We start from the raw sequence: 26,946 nt of genomic DNA, 5'->3' as shown, positions 1-26,946 counted from the left end.
CGCTGGGCGGCCCGCCGCGACCCTGCGCCGTCAGTACTTCTTTTTCTTGCGCTTGGCCGGCTGCTGCTGCCCACGTTCCGGCGGCGGCGGCATGTCGGTCAGCGGCTCGCCTTCCACCACCAGGCGGAAGTCGATCTTGCGCTCTTCCATGCTCGCCTTCAGCACCAGGATGCGGACCCGGTCGCCGAGCCGGAACTGCATGCCGCGGCGCTCGCCGGACAGGGTCTTGCGCACCGCGTCGAACTGGTAATAGTCCTGCGGCAGCTGGGTCACGTGGATCAGGCCGTTGACCTTGGACTGGTCCAGCTCCACGAACAGGCCGAAGCTGGTGACGCCGCTGACCACGCCGTCGAACTGGCCGCCGACGTGCTTTTCCATCCACGCCGCGCGGTAGCGCTCGTCGACCTCGCGCTCGGCCTCGTCGGCACGGCGCTCGCGCTCGGAGCACTGCAACGCCAGCGCCGCCATCTCGCGCGGCGAATACAGGTACTTGTCCGGCGCGCCGTGGGTCAGCGCGTACTTGATCGCGCGGTGCACCAGCAGGTCGGGATAGCGGCGGATCGGCGAAGTGAAGTGCGCGTACGCCTCCAGCGCCAGGCCGAAGTGGCCGGCGTTGTCCGGCGAGTACACCGCCATGCTCTGGCTGCGCAGCAGCACCGACTCCAGCAAGGCCGCATCGGGGCGCTCGCGCACCTTCTTCAGCAGCTTGGTGTAGTCGCCCGGCACCACCTTGCTCCATGGCGGCAGGCTCAGCTTGAATTCCTTGAGGAACTCCAGCAGGTCGGCGTACTTGGACTCCGGCGGCCGCTCGTGCACGCGGTACGGCGCCGGGATGCGCGCCTCCAGCAGGTGCCGTGCCGCGGCCACGTTGGCGGCGATCATGCATTCCTCGATCAGCTTGTGCGCGTCGTTGCGCACCAGCATGCCGGCCTGGGTCACTTCGCCGGTGTTGTCGAGCACGAAGCGCACTTCCGAAGTCTCGAACTCGATCGCGCCGCGGCGCGAACGCGCCTTGGCCAGCACGTGGAACAGCTGGTACAGGCGCTCGATCTGCGGCAGCACCGCGGCCACGTCCTTGCGCACCTGCTCGTCTTTCTCGCCCACCGCCTGCCACACCTGGTCGTAGGTGAGCCGCGCATGCGAATTCATCACCGCCTCGTAGAAGCGCGCGCCGGCCACCTCGCCCTGGCGATCGATCTGCATGTCGCAGACGAAGCACATGCGGTCGACCTTGGGATTGAGCGAGCAGATGCCGTTGGACAGCGTCTCCGGCAGCATCGGCACCACGAAGCCGGGGAAGTACACCGAGGTCGCACGGCGGATCGCTTCCGCGTCCAGCGGCGTGCCCGGGCGCACGTAATGCGACACGTCGGCGATGGCGACCACCAGGCGGAAGCCTTCGGCGTTCGGCTCGCAGAACACCGCGTCGTCGAAGTCTTTGGCGTCGGCGCCGTCGATGGTCACCAGCGGCGTCTGCCGCAGGTCCACGCGGCCCTTGATCGCGGCCGGCTCCACCGTCAGCGGCACCGCCGCGGCTTCGTCGAGTACCGCCTGCGGGAACTCGTAGGGCAGCTCGCGGCCGTGGATGGCGGTTTCCACCACCAGCGACGGGGTCAGCTTGTCGCCGAGCACCGCGATGATCTTGCCGATCGGCGGGCGCCGCCCGTCCGGGGTGGAGGTCAGTTCGCACACCACCAGCTGGCCGTCGCGGGCCTCGCCCATCGCATCGGTCGGGATCTGGATGTTGCGCTGGATGCGCTTGTCGTCCGGCACCACGTAGGCGATGCCGCCCTCCATGCTGAAGCGGCCGATCAGCCGGCTCAGGCCGCGCTCGAGCACGCGCGCGATGCTGCCTTCGCGGCGGCCGCGGCGGTCGATGCCGGTGACGTTGGCCAGCGCGCGGTCGCCATGCAGCACCTTGCGCATCTCGTAGGGCGGCAGGAACAGGTCATCGCCGCCTTCGTCCGGACGCAGGAAGCCGAAGCCGTCGGGATTGGCGATCACCACGCCGGGGATCAGGTTGGTCTGCTGCACCGGCGCGTAGCCGCCGCGGCGGTTCTGCACCAGCTGCGCCTCGCGCAGCATCGCGCCCAGGCGCTTGCTCAACGCATCCATGCGCGAAGGCTCGGTCAGGCCGAGCTGCCCGGCCAGTTCCTCGAGCGTCTGCGGGCCGTCGCAACGGTCCAGCAACTGCAGAATCGCCTCGCGGCTGGCGATCGGCTCGGCATAGCGCTCGGCCTCGCGGGCGGCGAACGGATCGGCCACCGCGGCGGCCGGCTTCTTGCGCGAAGACGGCGCGGACACCGGCTCGGGCGGATGCAGCGGCTGCAACGGCGGTTTGGGGCTGCGCCGCAGGAAACTGGGGAGGCTGGGCATCCACGACGGCATCTTGGATTTCTTCGGCGGAGGCGGAGCCGCCGGGGCGCCGGCCTTGCTGGCGGGCGTGTCGTGGGATGCGGATTTGCCGGGCTTGCCGGACTTGGTTTTTCTATTGGTCATCCGCCCATGGTACTCGCTGGGTCGTCAACACAGGCAAACCGGCGACCGGACCCGGCGGCGGAGCGGCCCAGAAACGACAAGGCCCGCGTCAGCGGGCCGGTCGTTGCGGGAGTTCAGCGCTCCCGCGTGTTGCATATGGTGCCCAGAAGAGGACTCGAACCTCCACGAAGTTGCCCCCGCTAGCACCTGAAGCTAGTGCGTCTACCAATTCCGCCATCTGGGCGCTGAAGGCGGCGAATTCTGCGGGCAGCGCGCGCCCTTGTCAATGCCGGCGCGCGCTGCGCGGTTCGGCGGCGCGCGCCACCGCCAGACGCAGCCCGCATTTCGCGATCCCCGATCGCCAGGCCAGGCGACGCGCATCCGCCTGCGGCATGCGATGGCGACGGCGGCGCCTGCAACGCAGCACGGCGCGGATCGCGCGCGGCAACCTCGTGGCGGCATCGGCATGCGCGAGCACCGCGCATTCGGCAGAAAACCGCATCTTTCGTGCGGATCCGGACACGACGCGAAACCGGCGCCAGGGCGAACGGACCTGCTTCGAACAAGCGCTGTGACGCAGCCAGGAGAACGCGATTTTGTCGGTTGACCGTGCAGCGCAAAGGGCTAGCGTGCGTGCGGCGAACCGCCCCTTCCCCCACGCTCCGGAGTTCCGCATGAAGTCCCTGCCCCTCTCGCTGCTCGCCGCCTCGCTGCTCGCCTTCGCCCACCCTGCCGGCGCCGCCACGCCGCTCGGTTCGCTCGCCGAGATCGAACGCTCGCTGGATAGCGGCGCCTCGGTCGCGGTCGCGATCGACCTGAGCCAGTGCACGCCCAGTGCCGGCGGCGCCACCCCGACCCAGACCCGCGGCGGCTTGCGCATCGGCGCCTACCGGGTGACCGAAGACGGCACTCTGTCCTTCGCCGACGAGCACTTCACCGTGGGCCGCGACGGCAAGCCGATCCAGCAGTTCCTGCGCTACCAGGTGCACCCGGACAGCCGCATCGACTTCAGCATGGCCGTGTTCGCCCTGCCCGGTTACCAGCAGAACGGCGCCACGCTCGGCTACCGCTGCGCGATCAACCAGGGCCTGCGCTTCACCGCCAGCTGATGCGCCGCAGGCGGTACGTGCGCCGCAGGCACGGCACGCGTACCGCCGAAACGCGCATGCAAAACGCCGCTTGACAGCGGCGCGCGCAACCGACAAAATTCTCGGCCTGTATCGCCCAGGTGGCGGAATTGGTAGACGCACTAGCTTCAGGTGCTAGCGGGGGCAACTTCGTGGAGGTTCGAGTCCTCTCCTGGGCACCATTCGATACAGCAGCAAAGAAAAACCCGCTCCGGCGGGATTTTTTTTGCCTGCGGTTTGCTGCCGTGACGCGATGCTTCGTGCAGCGCCGCGGCCAGCGCACGGCCTCCGTGCAGGCCTGCGTGGATGTTCTGCCGTAGTCGCAACGCTTCGCCGGCAATGGCGTGTCAGGACTGAAGTCCCTTCCATCAGGGTCAGCCGCTGAAGTGTCGATGCCGCACAGTCCCTCCGCGATCGCCGGTACGGCCAGCATTCCCTACTCCAGTTCGCGGTGTCGCGACCGAAGCGTCATGCCGCCAATGGTCCGGCATGCGCGGCCAGTGGCGTGAGCGATTCGGCGAGTAACAGCCGCTGTCGCATGGCCGCCGCGCCGCGCCCGCAAAAACTTGCTTGACAGTCCCCGGCACTGCCAGCAGAATTCCGCGCCTGTATCGCCCAGGTGGCGGAATTGGTAGACGCACTAGCTTCAGGTGCTAGCGGGGGCAACTTCGTGGAGGTTCGAGTCCTCTCCTGGGCACCATCGATACGGCAAGCGTTGTAAACAAAAACCCGCTCCGGCGGGTTTTTTGTTGCCTGCGGCGCAGGCGATGCCGCCACTCGGCAGCGGCGAACCAACCCACCAGGATTCCGCGCCCGCATCGCCGCAACGTACGCGATCACGCCCTGGCGGCGACATGGCGGCGTCCCACACGCAATCAGCCCCGCGCACTCAGCGATCCGGCGGGCGGAACGCGCCGATGTCCACGCGCACGCCGTCCACCCACACCGCGACCATGTACGCCCGATAGCCCGGGTTGTGGCGCTCGGCGGCGCGCGCGGCCAGATACGCGTTGGCGGCGTGGACCAGCACGTACAGTGCCGGCTCCAGGTGCGCCACGCGCCGCAGCTTCACTTCGTAGGTGGCCATGCCCCACCCTCCGCCGCAGCGGCGGCCGCACGACGTTCGCGCGCCGCGGCCCTGCCTGCCTGGGGAAACAACGCCACGCGGCGCCATTGCGCCGCCGCTGCAACGGCAATGGAAACTAGGCGAAATACCATGCACTCCTCGGTCGTCCGTGTCCGCTGTGCGCGCCCTCACGCGTCAGCGTGGCCCGCACCGCCAAAGTATCGAATCTCCGAACATCTAGAGTCAAGCATGGCTGTACGACAAGGTTACGGATGCTCCATATCTTGGTAGGCCCCGTAACTGCAAGGCCCACCGCGATGAAAAGCTTCGGCGACCGGTTGCGCGAAGCCAGGAAAGCCGCCGGGCTCACCCAGGAACAATTGGGTTTCGCGCTGGGCGTGACCAAGTCGTCGGTGTCGGCGTGGGAGAACAATCGCGAGACCCCGAGCTTCCGCCTGTTGCCGAACCTGCGCGGCGTGCTCAAGCGCTCGCTGGACGAACTGATCTGCGGCCAGGGCAGCGCACGCCTGCACGACCTGCCGGCCGATTACGCGCTGCAGGCGCACGACACGCACGAGCAGGCGCTGCTGACCCGCTACCGCAACCTGCCGGCGCGGCGCCGCGAAGCGGTGCTGGAACTGCTCAAGCCGGACAAGGGCTGAGCGCGCCGCATTCCCCGGCAAGGCATCCCTGTAGGAGCGGCTTCAGCCGCGACACGCGTTACCGATAGCGCCTGTCGCGGCTGAAGCCGCTCCTACAAGACCACCTTGGCCAATCCCTGCCGGTTTCAACCGCCGACGCCGATCTCGCGCAATGCCTCGCCCCAGATCCGGTAACCGTCCTCGCTGGGATGGGTGCTGTCGGGCATCAGCGTTTGTGGCAGGCGCCCGTCGGGCTGCAGGAAGCGCGCGCCGATGTCCAGCCAGCGCACCGCCGGATCGTGGCCGAAACGCGCGGCCAGCAGACGGTTGGTCTGCGCGATCGGGGCGCGCAGCGGCGCGTCGGCGGCGAAACCGCGCGGCAGGATGCCCATCAGCACGATCTTGCTGCGCGGCAGCCGCTGGCGCACCTCGGCGACCACCGCGGCCACGCCATCGGCCGCTTCCTGCGGCGTGCTGGCGCGCGCATTCTCGGTACCGGTGAGGTTGTTGGTGCCGATGTTGATCACCACCCAGCGCGGCGCCAATCCGTCCACTTCGCCCTGCCGCAGCCGCCACAGCACGTTCTGGGTGCGATCCCAGCCGAAGCCCAGGTTCAACACCTTGGCCGCGCCGAAGGTGCGCTGCCAGGCCTGCGCGCCGCCGACCCGGATGGCCTGCGGCGGCCCGCCCCAGAAGTGGGTGATCGAGTCGCCGAGCATCACCACGTCGGGACGCAACCCGCGCGCCGCCTCCAGCGCCGCGTGGTGGCGCGCGTACCAATCGTAGGAATCCTGCTCCAGCCACGGCACCGGCACCAGCGCCGGATTGATCTCGGTCATCGCCGCCAGCGGCACCCGCGGCGGCTCGCCGAGCAAACGCGCCAGGGTCGGCTCGATCGCCTCGGCCATGCGCCGCTGGCCGCGCGTGTCCGGATGCAGGGCGTCGCCCGGCGGACGCAGCCGCGGGTCGTAGAACAGGCTCTGGTCGAGCGCGCCCTGGTCGAGCGCGCCGTCCTTGCGGAACACCGCGCCGATGTCGAGATAGGCCACGCGCGGATTGTCGCCGTAGCGCACCGCCAGCGCGCGGTTGACCTCGGCGTCGCGCGCGCTCTTCTGCACCGATCCGGCGCTGGGCAGCAGCCCTATCAGCAGGATCCGCGTCTTCGGCAGGCGCTGCTCCAGCGTCGCCACCACCGCGTCGATGCCGAGCACGGTATCGGCGGCACTCTGCCGCTCGTGGCCGGTGTTGTTGGTGCCGATCAGCAGCATCGCGACCTTGGGCTGCAGGCCATCCACTTCGCCGTGCTGCAGCCGCCACAGCACGTGCTCGGTGGCATCGCCGCTGAAACCCAGGTTGAGCGCGCCGCGGCTGCCATAGAAGGTCTGCCAGGTCGGCTGGAAATCCTCGTCTGGCGCGTTCGCCTTGTCGTAGTTGTGGGTGATCGAGTCGCCGATCAGCAGCAGCGGCGTGTCCGGATGCGCGCGCACCTGCTCCAGCACCTGTTGGTGGCGTTGCGCCCACCAGGCTTCGTGCAGGCGGTCGGTCGGAGTGATCGCCGCCACGCTCGGCTCGGCCTGCACGCTGCCGACGCCGAGGGCGCCGAGGCACAGCAGCAACGCCACACCCTGCCAGGCGCGTACAGCGCCGCGACGCGGCCGCGAAGAATCCGAGCAGGACCACAAGGCGCGCAGAAAACGCTGCATGTCCGAACCTGCCGATACGTGCGAGGAAGCGGCATTCTGGTCCGCCAGTCGCCGCGGCGGCAAGCGCGCATGCATCCGCCGCACAAACGAAACCCCGCACGTGGCGGGGTTTCGTCGTTGCCGGCAAGCCGGACTCAGTGACCGCCCGCCGCAGCGGCCCCGCCACCGCCGGAAAACGGCGGCTTGGCCAGCCACAGGAAGAAGATGATGCCCAGGAACGTCCAGCCCAGCAGGTAGAAGATGTCGTTGAAGCCCATCTGCGAGGCCTGGTGGTTGATCGTGTTGTTGAGGAAGGCGGCACCGGTCTGCAGGTCGCCCTGCCCCATCGCCTGCACCTGCTCCTGCATCCCCGGCGTATACGTGGAGATGTGCTCGGTGAGGTGCGCGTGGTGCAGCTGGGTGCGCTTGGCCCACAGGTAGGTGGTCAGCGAGGCGGCGAAGCTGCCGCCCAGCGTGCGCAGGAACGTGGCCAGGCCGGAACCGGCCGCGATCTCGCGCCCGTCCAGGTCCGACAGCAGGATTTGCAGCACCGGCATGAAGAACAGCGCCACGCCCACGCCCATCAGCAACTGCACCCCGGCCACGTGGGCGAAATCGACCTGCAGGCTGAAGTCCGAACGCATGAAGCTGGTCGCCGCCATGAAGATGAAGGCGATGCTGGCGAGCATGCGTAGGTCGAAGCGCGAGGCGTACTTGCCGACGAACGGGGTCATCAGCACCGGCAGGATGCCGATCGGCGCGGTGGCCAGGCCGGCCCAGATCGCGGTGTAGCCCATGTCGCGCTGCAGCCACTGCGGGATCAGCAGCGACACGCTGAAGAACGCGGCGTAGGCCACGATCAGCGCCATGGTGCCGGCGCGGAAGTTGCGGTGCCGAAACAGGCGCAGGTTGACGATCGGATCCTTGTCGGTCAGCTCCCAGATCAGGAACACCGCCAGCGCCACCACCGAGATCGCGGCCAGCACCACGATCTTGGTCGAGCTGAACCAGTCCTCGTCGTTGCCCAGGTCCAGCACCAACTGCAGGCAACCGACGCCGATGATCAGGGTGATCAGGCCGACGTAGTCCATGCGCGGGCGCTCGGTCGGTTCCGGGCGGTCGCGCAGCTGCGAGCCGACCACGATCGCGGCGATGATGCCCAGCGGCACGTTGATCAGGAAGATCCATTCCCAGCTGTAGTTGTCGGTGATCCAGCCGCCCAGGATCGGGCCGGCGATCGGCGCGACCACGGTGATCATCGCCAGCAGCGCCAGCGCCTGCCCGCGTTTCTCGCGCGGGTAGATCGACACCAGCAGGCTCTGCGTGATCGGGTACATCGGCCCGCACACGAAACCCTGGATCGCGCGCGACACCACCAGCATGCCCATGCTCTGCGCCAGGCCGCACAGCAGCGAGGCGATGGTGAAGGACAGCGTGGCCCACACGAACAGCTTGGTCTCGCCGAAGCGCCGGCTCAAAAAGCCGGTCAGCGGCAGCGCGATCGCGTTGCTGACCGCGAACGAGGTGATGACCCAGGTCGCCTGCTGCGAACTGGCGCCGAGGTTGCCGGCGATGGTCGGCAATGAGACGTTGGCGATGGTGGTGTCGAGCACCTGCATGAACGAGGCCATCGCCAGGCCCACCGTGCACAGCGCCACGCTGGGCGGGCGGAACGCGGCGGCCGGTGCGCCCGGAGCCCCGGGCGCGGCAGGAGTGGCAGCTTGGTTGGACATGGCCGGACTCAGTTCGCCTTGGCGGCGTCGGGCAGGTTGGCGTGGATGATCTGCGCGATGGTCTCGTCGGCCTGGCCCAACTGCTGCGCATAGACGTCGGTATCCAGCAGCGTGCCGGTGGCGAACTTGGTCGGCAGCACGCCGCCGTTCTGCTGGTGCAGGTTCACGTCCACCTTCATCGACAGGCCGATGCGCAGCGGGTTCTGCGCCAGCTGCTTGGGATCGATGGCGATACGCACCGGCACGCGCTGCACGATCTTGATCCAGTTGCCGCTGGCGTTCTGCGCCGGCAGCAGCGAGAACGCGCTACCGGTACCCAGGCCCAGGCTCTGCACCGTGCCCTGGTAGCGCACCGCGCCGCCGTACAGATCCGACTCCAGTTCCACCGGCTGGCCCAGGCGCATGTGCTTGAGCTGGGTTTCCTTGAAGTTGGCTTCCACCCACACCTGCTCCAGCGGCACCACCGCCATCAGCGCGGTGCCGGGCTGCACGCGCTGGCCGACCTGCACCGAACGCCGCGCGACATAGCCGGACACCGGCGCGACGATCGCGCTGCGGGCGTTGTTGAGGAACGCCTGGCGCACCTGCGCGGCGGCGGCCTGCACGTCGGGCTGGTGGGCCACGCCGTTGTCGTCGATCAGCGCGCGGTTGCGCTCCACCGTCTCGCGCGAACCGCTGACCGCGGCTTCGGCGGCGGCCAGCTGGTCGCGCGCATGCGCCAGTTCCTCGGCGGAGATCGCGCCGGTGGCGACCAGGCTGCTGCGGCGGGCGACGTCGGCGCGGGCGCGCTGCAGGGTCACCTGCTGCGACGACAGTTCGGCCTGCGCGCCTTGCACGCTGCGGAACAGGCCGCGCACCTGGCGCACGGTGCGCGCCAGATTGGCCTCGGCCTGCTGCAACGCGACCTGGGTGTCGGCCGGATCGAGCTTGACCAGCAACTGGCCGCGCTCCACGCGCATGCCGTCGTCGGCACCGATGCTGACCACGGTGCCGGCCACCATCGGCGTGATCTGCACCAGGTTGCCCTGCACATAGGCGTCGTCGGTGTCTTCGTGCCAGCGGCCGGAGACGAAGTACCAGATCGCCAGCGCGATCAGCACCAGCACCACCAGCACGGCCAGGCCGCGCAGCAGCATGCCGCGCCGGCTCGGGGCGGGAGCGGAGGAATCGGGGGTCGTTGTCTGATTCATTGCAGCGGTCTCAGGAATGCGTGGAAGCGGAGGAGGTCAATGGCGCATCGGCGGCGGAGGTGGCTTCGTAGCCGCCGCCCAGCGCCTGGTTCAGGCGCACCGAGACCAGGATCTGGTTGGACTGCAGCGAGGCCAGGCGCTGCTGCGCCTCGAGCAACTGCTGCTGCACGCTCAGCACGTCCAGGTAGTTGCCGATGCCGGCGCGGTAGCGCTGCTGCGCCAGGTCGAAGGCGGCCTGCGCGGTGCCCACCGCCTGCGCCTGCTGTTGCGCCTGCTGCGCCAGCGAACGCGCCGCGTTGACCTGATCGGCGACCTCGCGCAGCGCCGCCACCAGCGCCTGGTTGTAGGTGGCCACCGCCAGGTCGTATTGCGCATCGCGCTCGGCCAGCTGACTGCGCAGGCGGCCGCTGTCGAACAGCGGCAGGCTCACGCTCGGCGCGAACACGCCGAGCAGTGCGTCGCCCTTGAACAGGTCGGCGGGATTGGCCGCGGCGACGCCGCCGAGCGCGAGCAGGTTGATGGTCGGATAGAACTGCGCCTTGGCCGCGCCGATGCTCTGCGACGCCGCCTCGACCCGCCAGCGCGCGGCGACCACGTCCGGGCGGCGCCCGAGCAGGTCGCTGGGCAGCACCGACGGCAGTTGCACCGCCACCGGGTCGAGCGGGCGCGGGCGTTCGATCTCGAGCCCGCGATCCGGGCCGCGGCCGAGCAGCGCCGCCAGCGCGGTGCGGGCCTCGTCGATCTGCTGCTGCGCCGCCTGCTGCTGCTGGCGCGCGGCCGGCACCCGCGCCTCGGCCTGGCGCAGCTGCAGGTTGCTGTCGATGCCGGCACCGACGCGCTGCCGCACCAGCTTCAGGCTGTTGTCCGAACGCGCCAGCTCTTCGCCGGCCAGGTCGTACAGGCGCCAGGCGTAGCCGAGCTGCGCATAGGCGCGGGCCACGCCGGCCGACAGGTCCAGGCGCGCGGCCTGCGCATCGACCTGCGCCGCATGCGCCTGGTCCACCGCCGCTTCCCAGGCCGCGCGCTTGCCGCCCCACAGGTCGAAGCCATAGCTGAAGTCCAGCAGCGCCTGCTCGTTGTGGATGTACTTGCCGCCGATCTCGTCGCCGGCCAGCCCCTTGGGCAACTGCAGGCCGGTATAGCCGGCCGACAGCGACAGCTTGGCGCCGCGATCGGCATTGGCCGCGCCGGCCTGCGCCTGCGCCAGGCGCAGCCGCGCGTCGGCCGCTTCCAGGTTGGGCGTGCCCTGCAGCGCCTCGGCGATCAGCGCATCGAGCTGCGGGTCGCCCAGCGCCTTCCACCAGTCCTGCTGCGGCCAGGCGGCCGGCGCCAGTTGGTCGGCGGCCAGGGTCTTGCCGGCCTGCAGATGCTGGTCGGCATCGAGCCTGCGGCCCTGCGGCTCCAGGCCACGGCTGCTGGCGCAGGCGGCCAGCGCCAGGGTGAGTGCCGCGGCCGCGAACGGGCGCAGGCGATGGGACGAAGCGGAGAGGTTCATAAGCGGATTCACGGCGAATTGAGGGAGTCGCGGACGCGGGTCAACAAGGAGGTGAGGTGCTCGCGCTCGGCGGCGGAGAGGTCGCGCAGCGCGCTGGCGATGGTCTCGTCGCCGCGCCGCTTGAGCTGCTTCCACAGCGCGCGGCCTTCGTCGGTGAGCACGATCTGCAGCGCGCGGCGGTCCTGCGCATGCGCTTCGCGGCGCACCCAGCCCAGGTCCTGGAGCTTGTCCAGCAGGCGGGTGACCGCGCTGGGGTTCTGGTCGATGGCCTGGGCCAGTTCGTTTGCGGTGCACGGCGCCATGTAGGCCAGCGCCTTCATGCCGAGGTAGTGGCTGAAGCCCAGGCCGAGTTCGAGCTCGGCCATGGACTCATCCAGGCGCCGCATCAGACCGTCGCGCACCTGGCGCAGCAGCAGGCCGAACGACGGTGGACCGGGAAGGGAGGGAGCGCAGTTCATGGGCGCTAATTATTTTCATTTGGAAATATATGTCAAGGAAATATCGCACCTACAAACAAATGCTGCGTTGCAACAACGCAACGCCGGCGAGCGCACACTCTAGTCCAGGACGGGCATGGCCAAGTATTACAATCGAGACAATGAATATCGAAATCGCGCCATTGTCGCCATCGCCGCCCGTCCACGAGCCGGCCCATCTGCTCGATCCGCGGGCAAAGGCCTGGTTCGAGCGCGCCGACGGCCCGTCGCTGCTCGCGTTCCTGGCGCACAAGCCGGTCGCGCTGCAGCACGAGGTGGACTGGCACCGCCATGTCCGCGGCCAGATGATCTGCGTGGAAGAAGGCCTGCTGAGCACCCGCACCGAGCACGACCACTGGTCGCTGCCGCCCGGTTGCGCCGGCTGGATGCCACCGCAGGCGCTGCATACGGTGCAGATCTCCGGGCCGTTGCGCGGCTACGTGCTGCTGGTGGCGCCGTCCGTCTGCGCCGACCTGCCCGAGCGCCCGTGCGTGATCGGCATCAACGGCCTGCTGCGCGAACTGCTGCTGCGGGTGGCCTCGTGGGACCTTCCGGAGACCCTGGACGCGGACCAGCAGCGGATCGGCGCAGTGCTGCTGGACGAGTTGCGCAAAGCGCCGCTGCAGGGCCTGCACCTGCCGATGCCCAGCGACCGGCGCCTGCTGCGCATCGCCGGGCAACTGCTGGCAACGCCCGCCGACGATCGCTCGCTGGCGCAATGGGCGCACTGGGCCGGATTGTCGCCACGCAGCCTGAGCCGGCATTTCCGCGACGAGACCGGGCTCGGCTTCGCCGGCTGGCGGCAGCAGGCGCGGCTGGCCGAAGCGCTGCGCCAGCTCAGCGACGGCGCCAGCGTCGCCGATGCCGCGCACCGGCTCGGCTACAGCAGCCCCAGCGCCTTCGTCACCGCCTTCCGCGGCCATTTCGGCCATCCTCCGGCCCGCTACCTGGCCAGCACCGGCCGCGCCGGCAGCACGCGCGGCTTGGCATCGCCGGCCGCATCCGGATAATCGACCGGCTGACCTGCGGCGCCCGCCGCCGCGTTCCCCTATAGGTATTTCCTGCGCATGACCGATCTCGCCCGCCCCGCCTTCCATGGTTTCGAACAGCTGCCGCTGCGCGAATACGCCGAACGCGCCTACCTCGACTACTCCATGTACGTGGTGCTGGACCGCGCCCTGCCGTTCCTCGGCGACGGCCTGAAGCCGGTGCAGCGGCGCATCATCTACGCGATGAGCGAGCTGGGCCTGAACGCCACGGCCAAGCCGAAGAAATCCGCGCGCACCGTCGGCGACGTGATCGGCAAATACCACCCGCATGGCGACAGCGCCTGCTACGAGGCGCTGGTGCTGATGGCGCAGCCGTTCTCCTACCGCTACCCGCTGATCGAGGGCCAGGGCAACTTCGGCTCCACCGACGACCCGAAGTCGTTCGCGGCGATGCGCTACACCGAATCCAAGCTGACCCCGATCGCCGAAGTGCTGCTCGGCGAGCTCGGCCAGGGCACGGTGGACTGGTCGCCGAACTTCGACGGCACCATGGACGAGCCGACCTGGATGCCGGCGCGGCTGCCGCACCTGCTGCTCAACGGCACCACCGGCATCGCCGTGGGCATGGCCACCGACGTGCCGCCGCACAACCTCAACGAGATCGTCAGCGCGCTGATCCGCCTGCTCGACGATCCCGACGCCAGCGTCGCCGACCTGTGCGAACACGTGCGCGGCCCGGACTACCCGACCACCGCCGAGATCATCACCCCGGCCGCCGACTTGCGCGCGATCTACGAGACCGGCCACGGCAGCGTGCGTGCGCGCGCCACGTTCCAGAAGGAACACGCCAACATCGTGATCACCGCGCTGCCCTACCAGGTGTCGCCGTCGAAGGTGATCGAGCAGATCGCGCAGCAGATGCGCGCCAAGAAGCTGCCGTGGCTGGAAGACATCCGCGACGAGTCCGACCACGCCAATCCGGTACGGGTGGTGCTGGTGCCGCGCTCCAATCGGGTCGACGCCGAGCAGTTGATGGACCACCTGTTCGTGACCACCGACCTGGAGCGCAGCTACCGGGTCAACCTCAACGTGATCGGCCTGGATGGCCGCCCGCAGGTCAAGAACCTCAAGACCCTGCTGGAAGAATGGTTGCGCTTCCGCAGCGACACCGTGGTGCGCCGGCTCAACCATCGCCTGGAGAAGGTCGAGCGCCGCCTGCACCTGTTGGAAGGCCTGCTGGTCGCGTTCCTCAACCTGGACGAAGTGATCCGCATCATCCGCAGCGAGGACGAGCCGAAGCCGGCGCTGATCGCGCGTTTCGCGCTCAGCGAGGAACAGGCCGACTACATCCTGGAAACCCGCCTGCGCCAACTGGCGCGGCTGGAGGAGATGAAGATCCGCGGCGAGCAGGACGCGCTGGCCAAGGAGCGCGAACAGCTGCAGGCGGTGCTGGCCAGCAAGACCAAGCTGAAGAAGATGATCAAGGACGAGCTGGTCGCCGACGCCAAGAAGTTCGGCGACGCGCGGCGTTCGCCGCTGGTACAGCGCGGCGCGGCGCAGGCGATCGACGAGACCGAACTGGTGCCGAGCGAGCCGATGACCATCGTGATGTCGGAGAAGGGTTGGATCCGCGCGGCCAAGGGCCACGACGTGGACCCGGCCGGCCTGTCCTACCGCGACGGCGACAGCCTGCTGGCCGCGGTGCGCGGGCGCAGCACGCAGCAGGTGGCGTTCCTGGATTCGGAAGGCCGCGCCTACTCCACGCTGGCGCATTCGCTGCCGTCGGCACGCGGCAACGGCGAGCCGCTGACCGGGCGCTTCTCTCCCGCGTCCGGCGCCTCGTTCCAGGCCATGACCAGCGGCGAGAACGACAGCCGGCTGGTGCTGGCGTCCTCGCACGGCTACGGCTTCGTCACCCGCTTCGAGAACCTGACCAGCCGCAACAAGGCCGGCAAGGCGATGCTCAACCTGACCCCGAACGCGAAGGTGCTGACGCCGGCGTCGGTGAGCAATCTGCAAACCGACCGCATCGTCGCGGTGACCAGTGCCGGCCACCTGCTGGCGTTCCCGATCGCCGACCTGCCCGAGTTGGACAAGGGCAAGGGCAACAAGATCATCGACATCCCCAAGGCCAAGCTCGGCACCGAGCGGGTGGTGGCGATCGCCGCGGTCGCGCCGGGCAACACGCTGCTGGTGAAGAGCGGGCAGCGCACCATGTCGCTGTCGTTCAAGGACCTGGACGCCTACCTCGGCGTGCGCGCCAGCCGCGGCGGCCTGCTGCCGCGCGGCTGGCAGAAGGTGGACGACCTGGCGGTGGAGTAAGCGCTCCCCGCTGGCAACGGCCTGGGGACCGGCTCGGCCATGCGCGACAGGGCGCGCGCCGCGTCCTCTTGTTGCACTCGATGTTTCATGCCGGTCCCATCGCCGCGTCCGTGCGCGCGACCGGGGCCGCGCCATGCGCGGTCGCGAGTTGGTGAATCCGCGCGGCCACGCCGGCATCGACGGGCGTGTAGACGATCATGCCCAGATCGGGCCGCCCGTCCACCGCGAAGGCCGAGTATTCGAGCTCGATCGGGCCCAGCAGCGGATGCTTGAGACGCTTCACGCCATCGCCCTCGCCATGGCTCAACACCTCGTTCTCGTGCCACAGCGCCTCGAACTCGGTGCTGAGCCCGCACAGCTCGGCCACCAGCTCTCCCACCTCCGACGCGATGCCGGCACGCGCCACATCGGCGCGAAACGCCCCCACCGCGAAGCGCGCCACCGCCTCCCAGTCGTGCTGCTTGGCGCGCATGGCGGGGTTGCCGAACAGGAAGCGCAGGATGTTGCGCCCGCCGACCGGCAGCTGGCTGTAGTCGGTCAGCACCACGGCCGCGGCGCGATTCCAGGCCACCACGTCCCAGGTCGGCGTCTTGACGATGGCCGGACTCGACTGCAGCGAATCGAGCACGCGCTGCAGGCGCGAACTGACGCCCGCCACCGAGCGGTAACGGACCTCGGGCGGTCGCCCCAGCCCGACCATGAACAGGTGTTCGCGTTCGGCGTCGGTCAGCAGCAGCGCGCCTGCGATCCGTTCCAGCACCTCCGCCGACGGCGCACCGCCGCGCCCCTGTTCGAGCCAGGTGTACCAGGTCGGGCTGATGTTGGCGCGCTGCGCGACTTCCTCGCGGCGCAGCCCCGGCGTGCGCCGGCGGCCCAGGAAGCCGAAGCTGGCGGGATCCAGCCGGGTACGCCGGCTGCGCAGGAAGTCGCCCAGGGAACGGGCGGGACCGGAGTTCATGGCAAGCCTGTTAGTCGCTTTACTACGATGACGTCACTACTTTAACGGGATAACCGGATGCCGGAGAGTTCGCTCTCAACGACACGAAGGAGTGCACCATGCGTATCTTTCTGACCGGCGCGACCGGTTTCATCGGCTCGGCCCTGGTTCCCGAACTGATTCAGGCCGGCCATCGCGTACTCGGCATGACCCGTTCGGAGGCAGGTGCGCAGGCGCTACGCGCGGCCGGCGCCGAGGTCCACCACGGCACGCTCGAGGATCCGGACAGCCTGGGTCGTGGCGCCGCCCAGGCCGATGCCGTGATCCACACGGCCTTCGACCACGATTTCGCCAACTTCGTCGCCAACTGCGAGAAGGACAAGCGCGCGATCGCGGCGCTCGGCTCGGCGTTGAAGGGCTCCGATCGCCCGCTGCTGATCACCTCGGGTACCGGGGTGGGCAGCGGCGAACACGGTGAGCCGGCCAGCGAGGATGTCTTCAACACCAGCCACCCGAATCCGCGCATCGGCTCCGAGCAGGCCGGCAACGCTTTGCTCGAGGCCAGCGTCAATGTCTCGGTGATGCGGCTGCCGCAGGTCCACAACCCGTATCGGCAAGGGCTGATCACGCCACTGGCGGCGATCGCGCGCGACAAGGGCGTGGTTGCCTATGTCGGCGAAGGCAGCAACCGCTGGGCGGCCGGCCATCTGTCCGACGCGGTGCGGCTTTACCGCATGGCGATCGAGAAAGCGCAGCCGGGCGCGCGCTATCACGCGGTCGGCGAGGAAGGCATCCCCAGCCGCGAGATCGCCGAGGCGCTCGGGCGCGCACTGAAGCTGCCGGTGGTATCGATCGCGCCGGACGAAGCGGCCGCGCATTTCGGCTGGATGGCGATGTTCATGCAACTCGACATGCCGGCCTCGAGCGCGTTGACGCAGGCCAGGCTCGGCTGGAAGCCGACCGGACCCACGCTGATCGCCGACCTCGACGAAGGCAAGTTCGCCGAGTCCTAAGCCCCTGTCGGGCCGGCGCGCGCATCGCGTTGCGCGCGCTTCTTGCCCGCTGACATCCCGCTTGCTGCCGGCCTCGACCGACTCCTTTCATGACGCCTCGCGGGCGCCCAGTAAGGAGGGCGCTGGGTTCAGGCGTCCTTGCCGGACACGCCGCCGTCGCCGATCTTCGAGGTCTGGTACAGCGCCATGCCCAGGCGCTTGATCAGGCCCAGCTGCTGTTCCAGCCACCAGGCGTGGTCTTCTTCGGTGTCCTGCAGCTGCTTGAGCAGGATGTCGCGGCTGACGTAGTCGCCGTGCTCCTCGCACAGCTTCATGCCGGCGGCCAGGTTCGCGCGCACTTCGTATTCGACCTTCAGGTCCTTCTGCAGCATCTCTTCGACCGTGCGCCCCGGTTCGAACGCATGCGGACGCATGTCCGGGTCGCCTTCCAGGAACAGGATGCGCCGCAGCAGCGCGTCGGCGTGCTCGGTCTCCTCTTCCATCTCGTGGTTGATCCGCGCATACAGCGCCTGCAGGCCCTGGTCCTCGTAGCGCCGCGAGTGGATGAAATATTGATCGCGTGCGGCGAGTTCGCCGCGCAGCAACTCGATCAGGCATTGCACAACTTCAGGATGTCCCTTCATGGGGCAGGCTCCGTCTCAACTAAGGCCGCCATAGTGCCCGAGCCGCTCGCACCGCGTTCCAATCGGAATCATTAGCATCCCGATTTTCCATCGGCACGGAGCGTGCAGCGGCGCGAGCGAAGATGACCTCGGCCCAACCGCTCGCGAACGCCCGCCGCATGTACGCAGGAACGACACGCAGTCGCGTCTAGAATCCAGGATTGGCCGGCGGAGATGCTTGGATGCGGAGCAAGTGGAAACGGGGACTGCTGTGGCTGGCGGTGTTGGCGATCGGACTGGTGCTGGCGACATGGCTGCTGCTGCACGGCAGCCTGGCCACGCTCGACGGCCAGGTCGATCTGGACGGGCTGGCGGCGCCGGTGCGTATCCAGCGCGACGCCCAGGGCACGGTCACCATCGACGCCGGCAGCGAGGCCGATGCGATGCGTGCGCTCGGCTACGTGCACGCGCAGGAACGCTACTTCCAGATGGACCTGATGCGCCGTGCCGCGGCCGGCGAACTGTCGGAGCTGGTCGGCAACGCCACGCTCGGGGTGGACAAGCAGCGCCGCATGCATCGCCTGCGCGCGCGCGCCGCCGCGCAACTGGCCAGCTTCGGCGGCAGCCATGCCGCGGCGCTGCAGGCCTACAGCGCCGGAGTCAATCGCGGCCTGCACGCGCTGCGGGTGCGGCCGTGGCCCTACCTGCTGCTGGTCAAGGCGCCGCGCGACTGGCAACCGGTGGACTCGGTGCTGGCCGGCGACGCGATGTACTTCGATCTGCAAGGCCGCCAGCTCGAGCGCGAACTGTCGCTGTACCGCCTGCAACAGCACTTGCCGGCGCCGCTGTTCGCACTGCTGCGCCACGACGGCAGCAGTTGGGACGCGGCCCTGGACGCCCCGGCGCGCGGCGACGCCACGCTGCCCGATGCCAGCCAGGTCGACCTGCGCACCCTGCCCGACGCCCCGCGCGATGGCAGCACCGCGGACCATGCCGCACCCGGCAGCAACAACTGGGCCATCGCCGGCAGCCGCAGCGCCGACGGCCGCGCCATCGTCGCCAACGACATGCATCTGCAGCTTGGCGCACCCAGCCTGTGGTTCCGCGTGCGCCTGCGCTACGCCGACGCGCAGGCGCCGGGCGGCCGCGTGGACGTCACCGGCTTTTCGCTGCCGGGCCTGCCGGCGGTGATCGTCGGCAGCAACGGCCACGTCGCCTGGGGCTTCACCAACAGCTACGCCGACACCAGCGACTGGTACCGGTTGACGCCGTGCGCGGCCACGCCGCAACCCGGCTGTACCGCGGTCGTCCACCACCGCGAACGGATCGAGGTGGCCGGCGGCCTGGACGTGACGCTGGACGTGGAAGACACCGCGTACGGCCCGATCCTGAAGCACGAGCCGGACGGCACCGCGCTGGCGCAACGCTGGGTGGCGCAGTTGCCCGGCGCGCTGAACCTGGGCCTGGCCGACCTGGCCCGCGCCGATTCCCTGGCCAGCGGCTTCGCCAGCGCGCAGCACATCGCCACACCGGCGCAGAACATGCTGCTGGCCGACAGCGCCGGGCACATCGGCTGGCGCGTGCTCGGTGCTTTGCCGCTGCGCGGACCCAACTGCCCCAGCGATGCCCTGGTCCACGACGTCAGCGCGGCGGTGCCGGCAGCGCAGCGCTGCGCGCCGTGGCCGGTGTCCACGGCGCAATCGCCGCAACGGATCGATCCTGCCGACGGGCAACTGTGGAGCGCCAATGCGCGCGTCGTCGGCGGCGACGAGTTGGCGGTGCTCGGCGATGGCGGCTACGCGCTGGGCGCGCGCGCCCAGCAGATCCGCGACGACCTGCGCCTGCATCCGCAGTTGGACGAACGCCAATTGCTGTCGATCCAGCTCGACGATCGCGCGCTGCTGTTGCAACGCTGGTGGACGTTGCTGCAGCAACGCGACGGCGGCGCCGCCACCCCGGCGCTGCATGCGCTGGCCCAGGCCAGCAAGCATTGGGAAGGCCGCGCCAGCACCGATTCGGTGAGTTACCGGCTGGTGCGCGCCTGGCGCCTGGCGCTGCTGACCCGGATCCGCGACGGCCTGATCGCTCCCGCCCGCGCCGAACTGGGCGCCGACTACGCGATGCCGCCGCTGCCGCAGCTGGAAGCGGTGGCCTGGCCGATGCTGCAGCAGCAACCGCCGCATCTGCTGCCGCGCCGCTACGCCAGCTGGCAGGCATTGCTGGAGGACGCCGCCGCCGAGGTCCGCGACCAACCCGAGCAGGACGCGCCGTTGCCGCAGCGCCGCTGGGGCGAGCAGAACACCGCCGCGATCTGCCATCCGCTGGCGCGCTCGCTGCCGGGATTCTTGCGGCGGTGGCTGTGCATGCCGGCCGAGGCCTTGCCCGGCGACAACGACATGCCGCGGGTGCAGCGTCCGGACTTCGGCGCCTCCGAGCGCATGGTGGTCGCGCCCGGCCACGAAGCCGACGGCATCGCGCACATGCCCGGCGGCCAGAGCGAGCATCCGCTGTCGCCGTTCTGGGGTGCCGGCCACGACGACTGGGTGCAAGGCCGCGCCTCGCCGTTCCTGCCCGGCCCGGCCCGCTACACGCTGACATTAAGGCCACCTGCGCGACAATGAGCCCCTTGTCGCGCCAATGCGCTCCACGCGATCCGACCTGCCGCCGCGCCCAGCGCGCGGCGCCTGCGGTCCTGGCGCCTCCTCCTCCCCCCAAGCGGAGCCTGTATCCGATGAATGCCCGTCCCCTGCTCGCCCTGTTGTTGCCGCTCGCCGCCTGTCTGTCGAGCGGCTGCGCCACGGCCGCCGCACCCGCCTCCGCCGCCACCGACTGCAGCGTGCGCGCCGAGCCGGGCGACGACCTGCAGGCCGCGGTGGACCGCGTGCCCAACGACGGCAAGCCGGCCACTGTGTGCCTGACCGCCGGCGATTTCCACGTCACCAAGCTGCTGTCGATCCAGCGCGACGGCCTGCGCCTGCGCGGCCAGGGCGACGCCACCGTGCTGCGCATGCAGGACGGCGTGCAGCAGCCGGTCATCGTGGTCGGCGACTACCAGAACGAACGCCCGCAGCGGCCGATCCGCGATGTCGTGGTCGAGCAATTGCAGATCGTCGGCGGCAGCGCCGAGAAGGAATTCATGCCCGAGCGTCCGTACCTGAGCAACAGCCTGGTGGTGGTGCGCGCCGGCCAGAACATCCGGCTGTCCGGGCTGCGCGTGAGCAAGTGCCGCAGCGCCTGCCTGCTCAGCGAGTACGACAGCCGCGACCTGCTGATCGAGCGCAACGACGTGTCCGGCGCGATCTGGGACGGCGTGTCGTTCAACCGCACCGCCAAGGTCAAGCTGATCGACAACTACATCCACGACAACGTCGCCGCCGGCATCACCACCGAGCACCTGGAAGACAGCGAGATCCGCAACAATCGCCTGGAACGCAACGGCAGCCAGGGCGTGTACCTGGCCGATGCGCGGCGCAACCTGTTCGTCGGCAACCAGTTCACCGGCAACAAGGGTTCCGGCATCTACCTGGCCTGCTCGATTCGCCAGCGCACCCCGGAGATCCTGTGCTGGGACAACAGCATGAGCCAGGACAACACCTTCGAGAACAACACCTTCCAGGGCAACCCCTACACCTACACGATCGGCGTGGACCGCGCCGCCAACTGCAGCGGCTCGGACTTCCGCCAGAACCTGTGGCGCAAGAACAACCAGGCCGACGCCTCCGGCGTGGACATCCAGCCGGAGCGCTACGGGCGCTGCATGCGCTTCGAGTAAAGCGTCTACAACGCAATCCCCGCCCTTGACGAAAATTATCTACCTTGGGGTCTGATGGATGCCACCTGAAGCCCCATGCCCGCACTTCCGATCCAAGGCCGCAACTCCTTTCTCGAATTCCTGCGCAATCTCACACCGCAGGTACTGCTCGTGTCGGCATCGATTTTCATGGCCGACATCTACACGACGCATCCAGGCAGCATCAAGGGATGGCTGGCAGCCATACTCGGCGTGTTGCTCTTGGCGATCCTGTTGGTCGCGATGCTGTCAAACATGTGGCAGTTCATGGACAACATCGCCTGGCATGGCGCTGCGGAACCCGCAGAGTGCGCAGGCACCTACCCCGCGGACGAATCCGGACCTGCCGATGGCAAGCGGCTTGGACGTATCTGGCGCAAACTCAAAAAAATCGTCATCACGGATTGGCGCAAATCGATAGCCCGTCTAGCCGCGATCATGGTTATCTATGCGGCGCTGATCGCGGTGCTGATCACGTCTGCACGGAACACGCTCAAAGCGATAACGTGATCCGGCAGGTACGAAAGATCCTGCGACGAATGCGCTAAAACGCGCCGGAACGGCGTGCGGGAACGCCGAAGCGCTCCCGCATGCCATCTTCATCCCAGTGCCTGCTCGTGCACCCCGGCCACCGCCCGCCCTGAGGGGTCGGCGGCGTTGGCGAAACTCGCATCCCAGGCGATCGCCGCCGGCGATGAACAGGCGATCGACTTGCCGCCGGGCACGGTCTCGGCCGCGGCCGGCGTGGGGAACGCGCGCTCGAACAGGGTGCGGTAGTAATAGGCTTCCTTGGTCTGCGGCGGGTTGACCGGGAAGCGCTTGTCGGCCGCGGCCAGTTCGCGGTCGCTGACCTGCGCCTGCGCATGCGCCTTGAGCCCATCGATCCAGCCGTAGCCGACGCCATCGCTGAACTGCTCCTTCTGCCGCCACAGGATCGAATCGGGCAGATAGCCTTCGAAGGCCTCGCGCAGCACGCCTTTTTCCATGCGGATCGCGCCGCTGCTGGTCTTGTCGATCATCTTGTACTGCGCGTCCATGCGCATCGCCACGTCCAGGAACTCCACGTCCAGGAACGGCACGCGCGGCTCCACGCCCCAGGCCATCATCGACTTGTTGGCGCGCAGGCAGTCGTAGTTGTACAGCGCGTCGAGCTTGCGGATCAGCTCCTCGTGGAATTCGCGCGCGTTCGGCGCCTTGTGGAAGTACAGATAGCCGCCGAAGATCTCGTCGCTGCCTTCGCCGGACAGCACCATCTTCACCCCCATCGCCTTGATCCGCCGCGCCAGCAGGAACATCGGCGTGGACGCGCGGATGGTGGTGACGTCGTAGGTCTCGATGTGCCGGATCACTTCCGGCAGCGCGTCCAGGCCTTCCTCGAAGGTGTATTCGAAGCCGTGATGCACGGTGCCCAGCGACTCGCCGGCGATCGCCGCGGCGGCCAGGTCGGGCGAGCCCTTCAGGCCGATCGCGAACGAGTGCAGGCGCGGCCACCAGGCTTCGGCCTGGTCGTTGTCCTCGATGCGCTTGCGCGCGAAACGCGCCGCCACCGCCGCGACCAACGACGAATCCAGCCCGCCGGACAGCAGCACGCCGTACGGCACGTCGGTCATCAGCTGGCGGTGCACGGCGCGCTCGAACGCCTCGCGCAGTTCCTGCTTGCTCACCTGCACGCCGTGCACGGCGTCGTAGTCGCGCCACGGCTTGCGGTAGTACTGCTGCAGTTCGCCGCTGACGCTGTCGTAGTAGTGGCCGGGCGGGAACTGGGCGACGTCGGCGCAGCTGTCGGCCAGCGACTTCATCTCCGAGGCCACGCGCAAGCGGCCCTGGGTGTCGTGGCCCCAGTACAGCGGGCACACGCCCATCGGATCGCGCGCGATCAGCACGCGGCCAGCGGCCTTGTCCCACAGCGCGAAGGCGAAGATGCCGTTGAGCCGGTTGAGCAGCGCGGCCGGCGTCTGCTCGCGGTACAGCGCATTGATCACCTCGCAGTCCGAGCCGGTCTGGAACGCGTACGGCTGGGTCAGCTGCGTCTTCAATTCGCGGTGGTTGTAGATCTCGCCGTTCACCGCCAGCGCCAGCTGCCCATCTTCGGACAGCAACGGCTGCGAGCCGCCGGCCGGATCGACGATGGCCAGGCGCTCATGCACCAGGATCGCGCCGTCGTCGACATACACGCCGCTCCAGTCCGGACCGCGATGGCGCTGCCGCTGCGAGCAATCCAGCGCCTGGCGGCGCAGCGCCTGCAGGTCGTCGCCCGGTTGCAGGCCGAAGATGCCGAAGATCGAACACATGGAAAAGCTCCTGGATGGTGTGTGGGGGTAACAGGTCGTTGCGGCGATGGTCTGCAGCGGTTGCCGGCCGGCACCGCGCTGCGGCGAAAGATTGCACGCATAAAAAAACCCGCATCGGCCGATGCGGGTTTTCTGGAGACTGGGCGTGGTGTTTCGGTAGCGCCTAGTCGCAGACCCGCATCGGCCGCGCACGATTATTCGCCAGCGCATTATTGCGGCCGTTGGCGTGGATCGGGCGGAGGGCGGACAGCGAGGTCATGCGGCGAACGTAACCCGGGCGGCGCAACGGCGCAACTGTTACGACAGCAACCGTTCGATCAGACGCAGGTATAGCGCCGGCAACGCCTCCAGGTCGGCGACGCGCACGTGCTCGTCCACCTGGTGGATGCTGGCGTTGACCGGACCGACCTCGATGCATTGCGCGCCCAGCGGCGCGATGAAGCGCGCATCGGAGGTGCCGCCGCCGGTGCTCTCTTCCGGCGCCGCGCCGGCGAACTCCCCAAGCACCTCGCGCGCGACGCTGCGCAGGCGCCCTTCCGGAGTGTAGAACGGCTCGCCGCTGCGATGCCAGCGCAGCGTGTAGTCCAGGCCGTGGCGGTCGAGCAGCGCGGCGATCTCCGCTTCCAGTCGCGGCGCGTCCCAGTGCGGGTTGTAGCGCAGGTTGAAGGCCACCTGCAGCTCGCCGGGGATCACGTTGTTGGCGCCGGTGCCGGCATGCACGTTGGAGATCTGCAGGCTGGTCGGCGGGAAGCTCTCGTAGCCGTCGTCCCAATGCCGCGCGACCAGCTCGGCCAGCGCCGGTGCGGCCAGGTGAATCGGATTGCGCGCCTTGTGCGGATAGGCCACATGGCCCTGCACGCCCTGCACCGCAAGCGTGGCGGACAGGCTGCCGCGGCGGCCGACGCGCAGCAGGTCGCCGAGCCGTTCGGTGGAGGACGGTTCGCCGGTGATGCACCAGTCGATGCGCTCGCCGCGCGCACGGAAGGTCTCGGCGACCTTGCGCACGCCATCCAGCGCGTCGCCTTCCTCGTCGGAGGTCAGCAGCAACGCCAGCGTGCCGGGGTGGTGCGGATGCGCGGCGGCGAACCGTTCGGCGGCGACCACGAACGCGGCCACCCCGCTCTTCATGTCGGCGGCGCCGCGTCCGTACAGCACGCCGTCGCGGATCTGCGGCACGAACGGATCGCTGGCCCAGGCGGCGCGCGGCCCCGGCGGCACCACGTCGGTATGGCCGAGCAGCGCCAGCACCGGCGCGCCGCTGCCGTGCGTGGCCCACAGGTTGTCGACCTGGCCGAAACGCAGCCGCTCGATGGCGAAGCCGGCACGCGCCAGCCGCTGCGCGATCAGGTCCTGGCAGCCGGCGTCGTCGGGCGTGACCGACGGGCGGGCGATCAGGTCGCAGGTGAGGTCAACGACGTCGGTCATGGCGAGGAATCACTGTAGGAGCGGCTTCAGCCGCGACAAGATGCAAGAGTGTCACGCACGCCATCCATTGCGAACGATCCAGGTCCGATGGGGTTCTGACGTCATGGTGGCGGCTGAAGCCGCTCCTGCAGGGAGCGCAACTGCGCGCGACCGACGCTCAGCCCACGCCGAAGCGCTGCTTGAAGCCGTTGTCCGAGAATCCCTGGCTGAGCTGGCCGTCGTCGGTGACCACCAGCGGCCGCCGGATCAGTTGCGGGTATTCGCGCAGCAGCAGCTTCCATTCGGCTTCGGACCCCGGCGTTTTCTTGTTGTCCGGCAGCTGCCGCCAGGTGGTCGAGGACTTGTTGATCAGCGCATCGAAGCCGCCGGCCTTGCCGGCCCACTCGACCAGGGTCTCCGGGCTCGGCTTGTGTTCGCGGTAATCGACGAACGCATAGGCCACGCCGAAGCGGTCCAGCCACTTCGTCGCTTTCTTGCAGGTGTCGCAGTTCTTCAATCCGTACAACGTGGTCATCGCAGTGTCCCATCAAGCGAATAGAGCCCCTCTCCCGCTGGGAGAGGGGTTGGGGTGAGGGTACGGCGCGAAAGCGTCTCGCTGATCCAACTACACGGAGCTTCGCCCGTACCCTCATCCGCCCCTTTGGGGCACCTTCTCCCGGAGGGGGAAGGAAATACGTCAATCCGCCAGCCCACGCAGCAAATCGTTGACGCTGGTCTTGCTGCGGGTCTTGGCATCGACCTGCTTGACGATCACCGCGCAGTACAGCGAGTGCGAGCCGTCCTTGGACGGCAGCTGGCCGGACACCACCACGCTGTACGGCGGCACGTAGCCGTAGGAGACTTCGCCGGTGGCGCGGTTGTAGATGCGCGTGCTCTGGCCGATGAACACGCCCATGCCAATCACGCTGTGGTGGCCGACCACCACGCCTTCCACCACTTCCGAGCGCGCGCCGATGAAGCAGTGGTCCTCGATGATGGTCGGGCTGGCCTGCAGCGGTTCGAGCACGCCGCCGATGCCGGCGCCGCCGGACAGGTGGCAGTGCTTGCCGATCTGCGCGCACGAACCGACCGTGGCCCAGGTATCGACCATGGTGCCCTCGCCCACGTGCGCGCCGATGTTGGTGAAGCTCGGCATCAGCACCACGTCCTTGCCGAAGTAGCTGCCGCGGCGCGCGATCGCGCCCGGCACCACGCGCACGCCGGCCTTGCGGAACTCGGCCTCGTGGTAGCCGGCGAAACGCGACTCGACCTTGTCCCAGAACGGCGCCGGCTGCGCCTCGACCACCGCCATCTCGTTGACCCGGAAGTACAGCAGCACCGCTTTCTTCAGCCACTCGTTGACCTTCCAGCCGCCGTGCCCGTCGGGCTCGGCGACGCGGAACTCGCCCGATTCCAGGCCGTCGATGACGCGGTTGACCACCGGCCGGGTCGAGCCTTCGATCTCGTCCAGGGTCAGCGCGGCGCGGCGCTCGAAGGCGCTGTCGATGGTGAACTTCAGTTCGTCGGCGCTGGGCGCGGCGGCCGGTTTGGCGCGCACCGGCTTGGCCGGCGCTTTCGGCGCGGCCACCGGCTTGGCGGCGGCGCGGGTGGCGACAGACTTCTTGGCAACCGCCTTGTTCGCGGCGGTCTTGCTGGCGGCGGCGGTCTTGGCAGCAGGCTTCTTGGCGGCGGCAGGCTTCTTGGTGGCCA

Annotated in this window: 21 protein-coding genes, 3 tRNA genes and 1 pseudogene; 10 read left to right on the top strand and 15 right to left on the bottom strand. The window is 68.9% G+C overall.

All coding sequences use genetic code 11. The features are described 5' to 3' along the window. Positions 1-30 precede the first annotated feature (30 nt). The 3 genes from rnr to HEP75_RS08090 all read right to left on the bottom strand — a co-directional run bounded on the left by rnr (position 31) and on the right by HEP75_RS08090 (position 3,001). On the bottom strand, positions 31-2,499 hold the full coding sequence (rnr, locus tag HEP75_RS08100) for a ribonuclease R (RefSeq protein WP_255424035.1): 2,469 nt from the start codon (positions 2,497-2,499) through the stop codon (positions 31-33). A gap of 136 nt (positions 2,500-2,635) precedes the next feature. Beyond that, a tRNA-Leu gene (locus tag HEP75_RS08095) sits at positions 2,636-2,722 on the bottom strand. Positions 2,723-2,761: 39 nt separating this feature from the next. Further along, positions 2,762-3,001 (bottom strand): hypothetical protein, encoded by a 240-nt coding sequence (locus tag HEP75_RS08090; RefSeq protein WP_185826076.1) that lies wholly within the window; start codon positions 2,999-3,001, stop codon positions 2,762-2,764. Between the two features lie 151 nt (positions 3,002-3,152). On the opposite strand from HEP75_RS08090, the gene HEP75_RS08085 reads away from it, so the two are divergent. From HEP75_RS08085 to HEP75_RS08075, 3 genes are all read left to right on the top strand, one after another. Beyond that, positions 3,153-3,587, top strand: coding sequence for a VirK family protein (locus tag HEP75_RS08085; RefSeq protein ID WP_185826075.1), 435 nt, complete (start codon positions 3,153-3,155; stop codon positions 3,585-3,587). A gap of 113 nt (positions 3,588-3,700) precedes the next feature. Then, positions 3,701-3,787, top strand: a tRNA-Leu gene (locus HEP75_RS08080). 431 nt (positions 3,788-4,218) lie between these two features. Next, positions 4,219-4,305 (top strand) — tRNA-Leu (locus HEP75_RS08075). 189 nt (positions 4,306-4,494) lie between these two features. Here HEP75_RS08075 and HEP75_RS08070 read toward each other — a convergent pair. Further along, entirely contained in the window at positions 4,495-4,692 is a 198-nt protein-coding gene (locus HEP75_RS08070) for a hypothetical protein (RefSeq protein WP_053834605.1), read from the bottom strand. A 296-nt stretch (positions 4,693-4,988) separates the two neighbouring features. On the opposite strand from HEP75_RS08070, the gene HEP75_RS08065 reads away from it, so the two are divergent. Continuing rightward, positions 4,989-5,333 carry a helix-turn-helix transcriptional regulator gene (locus HEP75_RS08065; protein ID WP_185822804.1) on the top strand — a complete coding sequence of 115 codons (345 nt, stop codon included), beginning with the start codon at positions 4,989-4,991 and terminating at the stop codon, positions 5,331-5,333. A gap of 125 nt (positions 5,334-5,458) precedes the next feature. Here the strand turns inward: HEP75_RS08065 and HEP75_RS08060 are convergent, their stop codons facing one another. The 5 genes from HEP75_RS08060 to HEP75_RS08040 form a co-directional block, all read right to left on the bottom strand. Next, positions 5,459-7,015, bottom strand: a complete 1,557-nt coding sequence (locus tag HEP75_RS08060) for a GDSL-type esterase/lipase family protein (protein WP_185826074.1) — start codon at positions 7,013-7,015, stop codon at positions 5,459-5,461. 134 nt (positions 7,016-7,149) lie between these two features. Further along, on the bottom strand, positions 7,150-8,727 hold the full coding sequence (locus HEP75_RS08055; RefSeq protein WP_185815945.1) for a DHA2 family efflux MFS transporter permease subunit: 1,578 nt from the start codon (positions 8,725-8,727) through the stop codon (positions 7,150-7,152). A gap of 8 nt (positions 8,728-8,735) precedes the next feature. Beyond that, positions 8,736-9,917 (bottom strand): efflux RND transporter periplasmic adaptor subunit, encoded by a 1,182-nt coding sequence (locus HEP75_RS08050; RefSeq protein WP_185815944.1) that lies wholly within the window; start codon positions 9,915-9,917, stop codon positions 8,736-8,738. A 10-nt stretch (positions 9,918-9,927) separates the two neighbouring features. Then, entirely contained in the window at positions 9,928-11,412 is a 1,485-nt protein-coding gene (locus HEP75_RS08045; RefSeq protein WP_185826073.1) for an efflux transporter outer membrane subunit, read from the bottom strand. Between the two features lie 8 nt (positions 11,413-11,420). Then, on the bottom strand, positions 11,421-11,870 hold the full coding sequence (locus HEP75_RS08040; RefSeq protein WP_185826072.1) for a MarR family transcriptional regulator: 450 nt from the start codon (positions 11,868-11,870) through the stop codon (positions 11,421-11,423). Between the two features lie 140 nt (positions 11,871-12,010). Here HEP75_RS08040 and HEP75_RS08035 point away from each other — a divergent pair, with 140 nt between their 5' ends. Together HEP75_RS08035 and parC are read left to right on the top strand one after the other, a co-directional pair. Next, positions 12,011-12,898, top strand: a complete 888-nt coding sequence (locus HEP75_RS08035; RefSeq protein ID WP_185826071.1) for a helix-turn-helix transcriptional regulator — start codon at positions 12,011-12,013, stop codon at positions 12,896-12,898. A 57-nt stretch (positions 12,899-12,955) separates the two neighbouring features. Then, entirely contained in the window at positions 12,956-15,199 is a 2,244-nt protein-coding gene (gene parC / locus HEP75_RS08030) for a DNA topoisomerase IV subunit A (protein WP_185822800.1), read from the top strand. A gap of 85 nt (positions 15,200-15,284) precedes the next feature. Here the strand turns inward: parC and HEP75_RS08025 are convergent, their stop codons facing one another. Continuing rightward, positions 15,285-16,157 (bottom strand): helix-turn-helix transcriptional regulator, encoded by an 873-nt coding sequence (locus HEP75_RS08025; protein ID WP_185815939.1) that lies wholly within the window; start codon positions 16,155-16,157, stop codon positions 15,285-15,287. A gap of 98 nt (positions 16,158-16,255) precedes the next feature. Here HEP75_RS08025 and HEP75_RS08020 point away from each other — a divergent pair, with 98 nt between their 5' ends. Beyond that, positions 16,256-17,149 (top strand): SDR family oxidoreductase, encoded by an 894-nt coding sequence (locus HEP75_RS08020; protein WP_185826070.1) that lies wholly within the window; start codon positions 16,256-16,258, stop codon positions 17,147-17,149. 128 nt (positions 17,150-17,277) lie between these two features. Here the strand turns inward: HEP75_RS08020 and bfr are convergent, their stop codons facing one another. After that, positions 17,278-17,772 (bottom strand): bacterioferritin, encoded by a 495-nt coding sequence (gene bfr, locus HEP75_RS08015; protein WP_185822798.1) that lies wholly within the window; start codon positions 17,770-17,772, stop codon positions 17,278-17,280. A 221-nt stretch (positions 17,773-17,993) separates the two neighbouring features. On the opposite strand from bfr, the gene HEP75_RS08010 reads away from it, so the two are divergent. From HEP75_RS08010 to HEP75_RS08000, 3 genes are all read left to right on the top strand, one after another. Beyond that, complete coding sequence (locus HEP75_RS08010) at positions 17,994-20,372, top strand: penicillin acylase family protein (protein WP_185826069.1); 2,379 nt, start codon at positions 17,994-17,996, stop codon at positions 20,370-20,372. Positions 20,373-20,482: 110 nt separating this feature from the next. Then, positions 20,483-21,523, top strand: coding sequence for a right-handed parallel beta-helix repeat-containing protein (locus HEP75_RS08005; protein ID WP_185826068.1), 1,041 nt, complete (start codon positions 20,483-20,485; stop codon positions 21,521-21,523). A 75-nt stretch (positions 21,524-21,598) separates the two neighbouring features. Beyond that, positions 21,599-22,051 carry a hypothetical protein gene (locus tag HEP75_RS08000; RefSeq protein ID WP_185826067.1) on the top strand — a complete coding sequence of 151 codons (453 nt, stop codon included), beginning with the start codon at positions 21,599-21,601 and terminating at the stop codon, positions 22,049-22,051. Between the two features lie 89 nt (positions 22,052-22,140). Here HEP75_RS08000 and asnB read toward each other — a convergent pair whose 3' ends face one another. From asnB to dapD, 4 genes and pseudogenes are all read right to left on the bottom strand, one after another. Continuing rightward, a complete protein-coding gene (gene asnB / locus HEP75_RS07995) occupies positions 22,141-23,832 on the bottom strand; it encodes an asparagine synthase B (RefSeq protein WP_185826066.1) in 1,692 nt (563 codons plus the stop codon). 297 nt (positions 23,833-24,129) lie between these two features. Further along, positions 24,130-25,257 carry a succinyl-diaminopimelate desuccinylase gene (gene dapE / locus HEP75_RS07990; RefSeq protein ID WP_185826065.1) on the bottom strand — a complete coding sequence of 376 codons (1,128 nt, stop codon included), beginning with the start codon at positions 25,255-25,257 and terminating at the stop codon, positions 24,130-24,132. A gap of 157 nt (positions 25,258-25,414) precedes the next feature. Further along, positions 25,415-25,771, bottom strand: a complete 357-nt coding sequence (locus tag HEP75_RS07985) for an arsenate reductase (protein ID WP_185826064.1) — start codon at positions 25,769-25,771, stop codon at positions 25,415-25,417. A gap of 162 nt (positions 25,772-25,933) precedes the next feature. Continuing rightward, a pseudogene (gene dapD / locus HEP75_RS07980) lies at positions 25,934-26,938 on the bottom strand (2,3,4,5-tetrahydropyridine-2,6-dicarboxylate N-succinyltransferase); the annotation flags it as partial. Positions 26,939-26,946 lie beyond the last annotated feature (8 nt).

It is taken from the genome of Xanthomonas sp. SI (assembly GCF_014236855.1).
Taxonomy (GTDB): domain Bacteria; phylum Pseudomonadota; class Gammaproteobacteria; order Xanthomonadales; family Xanthomonadaceae; genus Xanthomonas_A.
The sequence above is the reverse complement of the archived record's forward strand: the minus strand, read 5'-3'. Positions and strand labels throughout refer to the sequence as shown.

Excerpts from the sequence above, each read along its gene's own strand:
- HEP75_RS08050 (WP_185815944.1), bottom strand. The coding sequence starts at position 9,917 with ATGAATCAGACAACGACCCCCGATTCCTCCGCTCCCGCCCCGAGCCGG.
- dapE (WP_185826065.1), bottom strand. The coding sequence starts at position 25,257 with ATGACCGACGTCGTTGACCTCACCTGCGACCTGATCGCCCGCCCGTCG.
- HEP75_RS08070 (WP_053834605.1), bottom strand. The coding sequence starts at position 4,692 with ATGGCCACCTACGAAGTGAAGCTGCGGCGCGTGGCGCACCTGGAGCCG.
- HEP75_RS08065 (WP_185822804.1), top strand. The coding sequence starts at position 4,989 with ATGAAAAGCTTCGGCGACCGGTTGCGCGAAGCCAGGAAAGCCGCCGGG.
- HEP75_RS08055 (WP_185815945.1), bottom strand. The coding sequence starts at position 8,727 with ATGTCCAACCAAGCTGCCACTCCTGCCGCGCCCGGGGCTCCGGGCGCA.
- HEP75_RS08020 (WP_185826070.1), top strand. The coding sequence starts at position 16,256 with ATGCGTATCTTTCTGACCGGCGCGACCGGTTTCATCGGCTCGGCCCTG.
- HEP75_RS08010 (WP_185826069.1), top strand. The coding sequence starts at position 17,994 with ATGCGGAGCAAGTGGAAACGGGGACTGCTGTGGCTGGCGGTGTTGGCG.
- HEP75_RS08035 (WP_185826071.1), top strand. The coding sequence starts at position 12,011 with ATGAATATCGAAATCGCGCCATTGTCGCCATCGCCGCCCGTCCACGAG.
- HEP75_RS08045 (WP_185826073.1), bottom strand. The coding sequence starts at position 11,412 with ATGAACCTCTCCGCTTCGTCCCATCGCCTGCGCCCGTTCGCGGCCGCG.
- bfr (WP_185822798.1), bottom strand. The coding sequence starts at position 17,772 with ATGAAGGGACATCCTGAAGTTGTGCAATGCCTGATCGAGTTGCTGCGC.
- HEP75_RS08040 (WP_185826072.1), bottom strand. The coding sequence starts at position 11,870 with ATGAACTGCGCTCCCTCCCTTCCCGGTCCACCGTCGTTCGGCCTGCTG.
- parC (WP_185822800.1), top strand. The coding sequence starts at position 12,956 with ATGACCGATCTCGCCCGCCCCGCCTTCCATGGTTTCGAACAGCTGCCG.
- HEP75_RS08060 (WP_185826074.1), bottom strand. The coding sequence starts at position 7,015 with ATGCAGCGTTTTCTGCGCGCCTTGTGGTCCTGCTCGGATTCTTCGCGG.
- HEP75_RS07985 (WP_185826064.1), bottom strand. The coding sequence starts at position 25,771 with ATGACCACGTTGTACGGATTGAAGAACTGCGACACCTGCAAGAAAGCG.
- asnB (WP_185826066.1), bottom strand. The coding sequence starts at position 23,832 with ATGTGTTCGATCTTCGGCATCTTCGGCCTGCAACCGGGCGACGACCTG.
- HEP75_RS08005 (WP_185826068.1), top strand. The coding sequence starts at position 20,483 with ATGAATGCCCGTCCCCTGCTCGCCCTGTTGTTGCCGCTCGCCGCCTGT.
- HEP75_RS08085 (WP_185826075.1), top strand. The coding sequence starts at position 3,153 with ATGAAGTCCCTGCCCCTCTCGCTGCTCGCCGCCTCGCTGCTCGCCTTC.
- rnr (WP_255424035.1), bottom strand. The coding sequence starts at position 2,499 with ATGACCAATAGAAAAACCAAGTCCGGCAAGCCCGGCAAATCCGCATCC.
- HEP75_RS08025 (WP_185815939.1), bottom strand. The coding sequence starts at position 16,157 with ATGAACTCCGGTCCCGCCCGTTCCCTGGGCGACTTCCTGCGCAGCCGG.
- HEP75_RS08000 (WP_185826067.1), top strand. The coding sequence starts at position 21,599 with ATGCCCGCACTTCCGATCCAAGGCCGCAACTCCTTTCTCGAATTCCTG.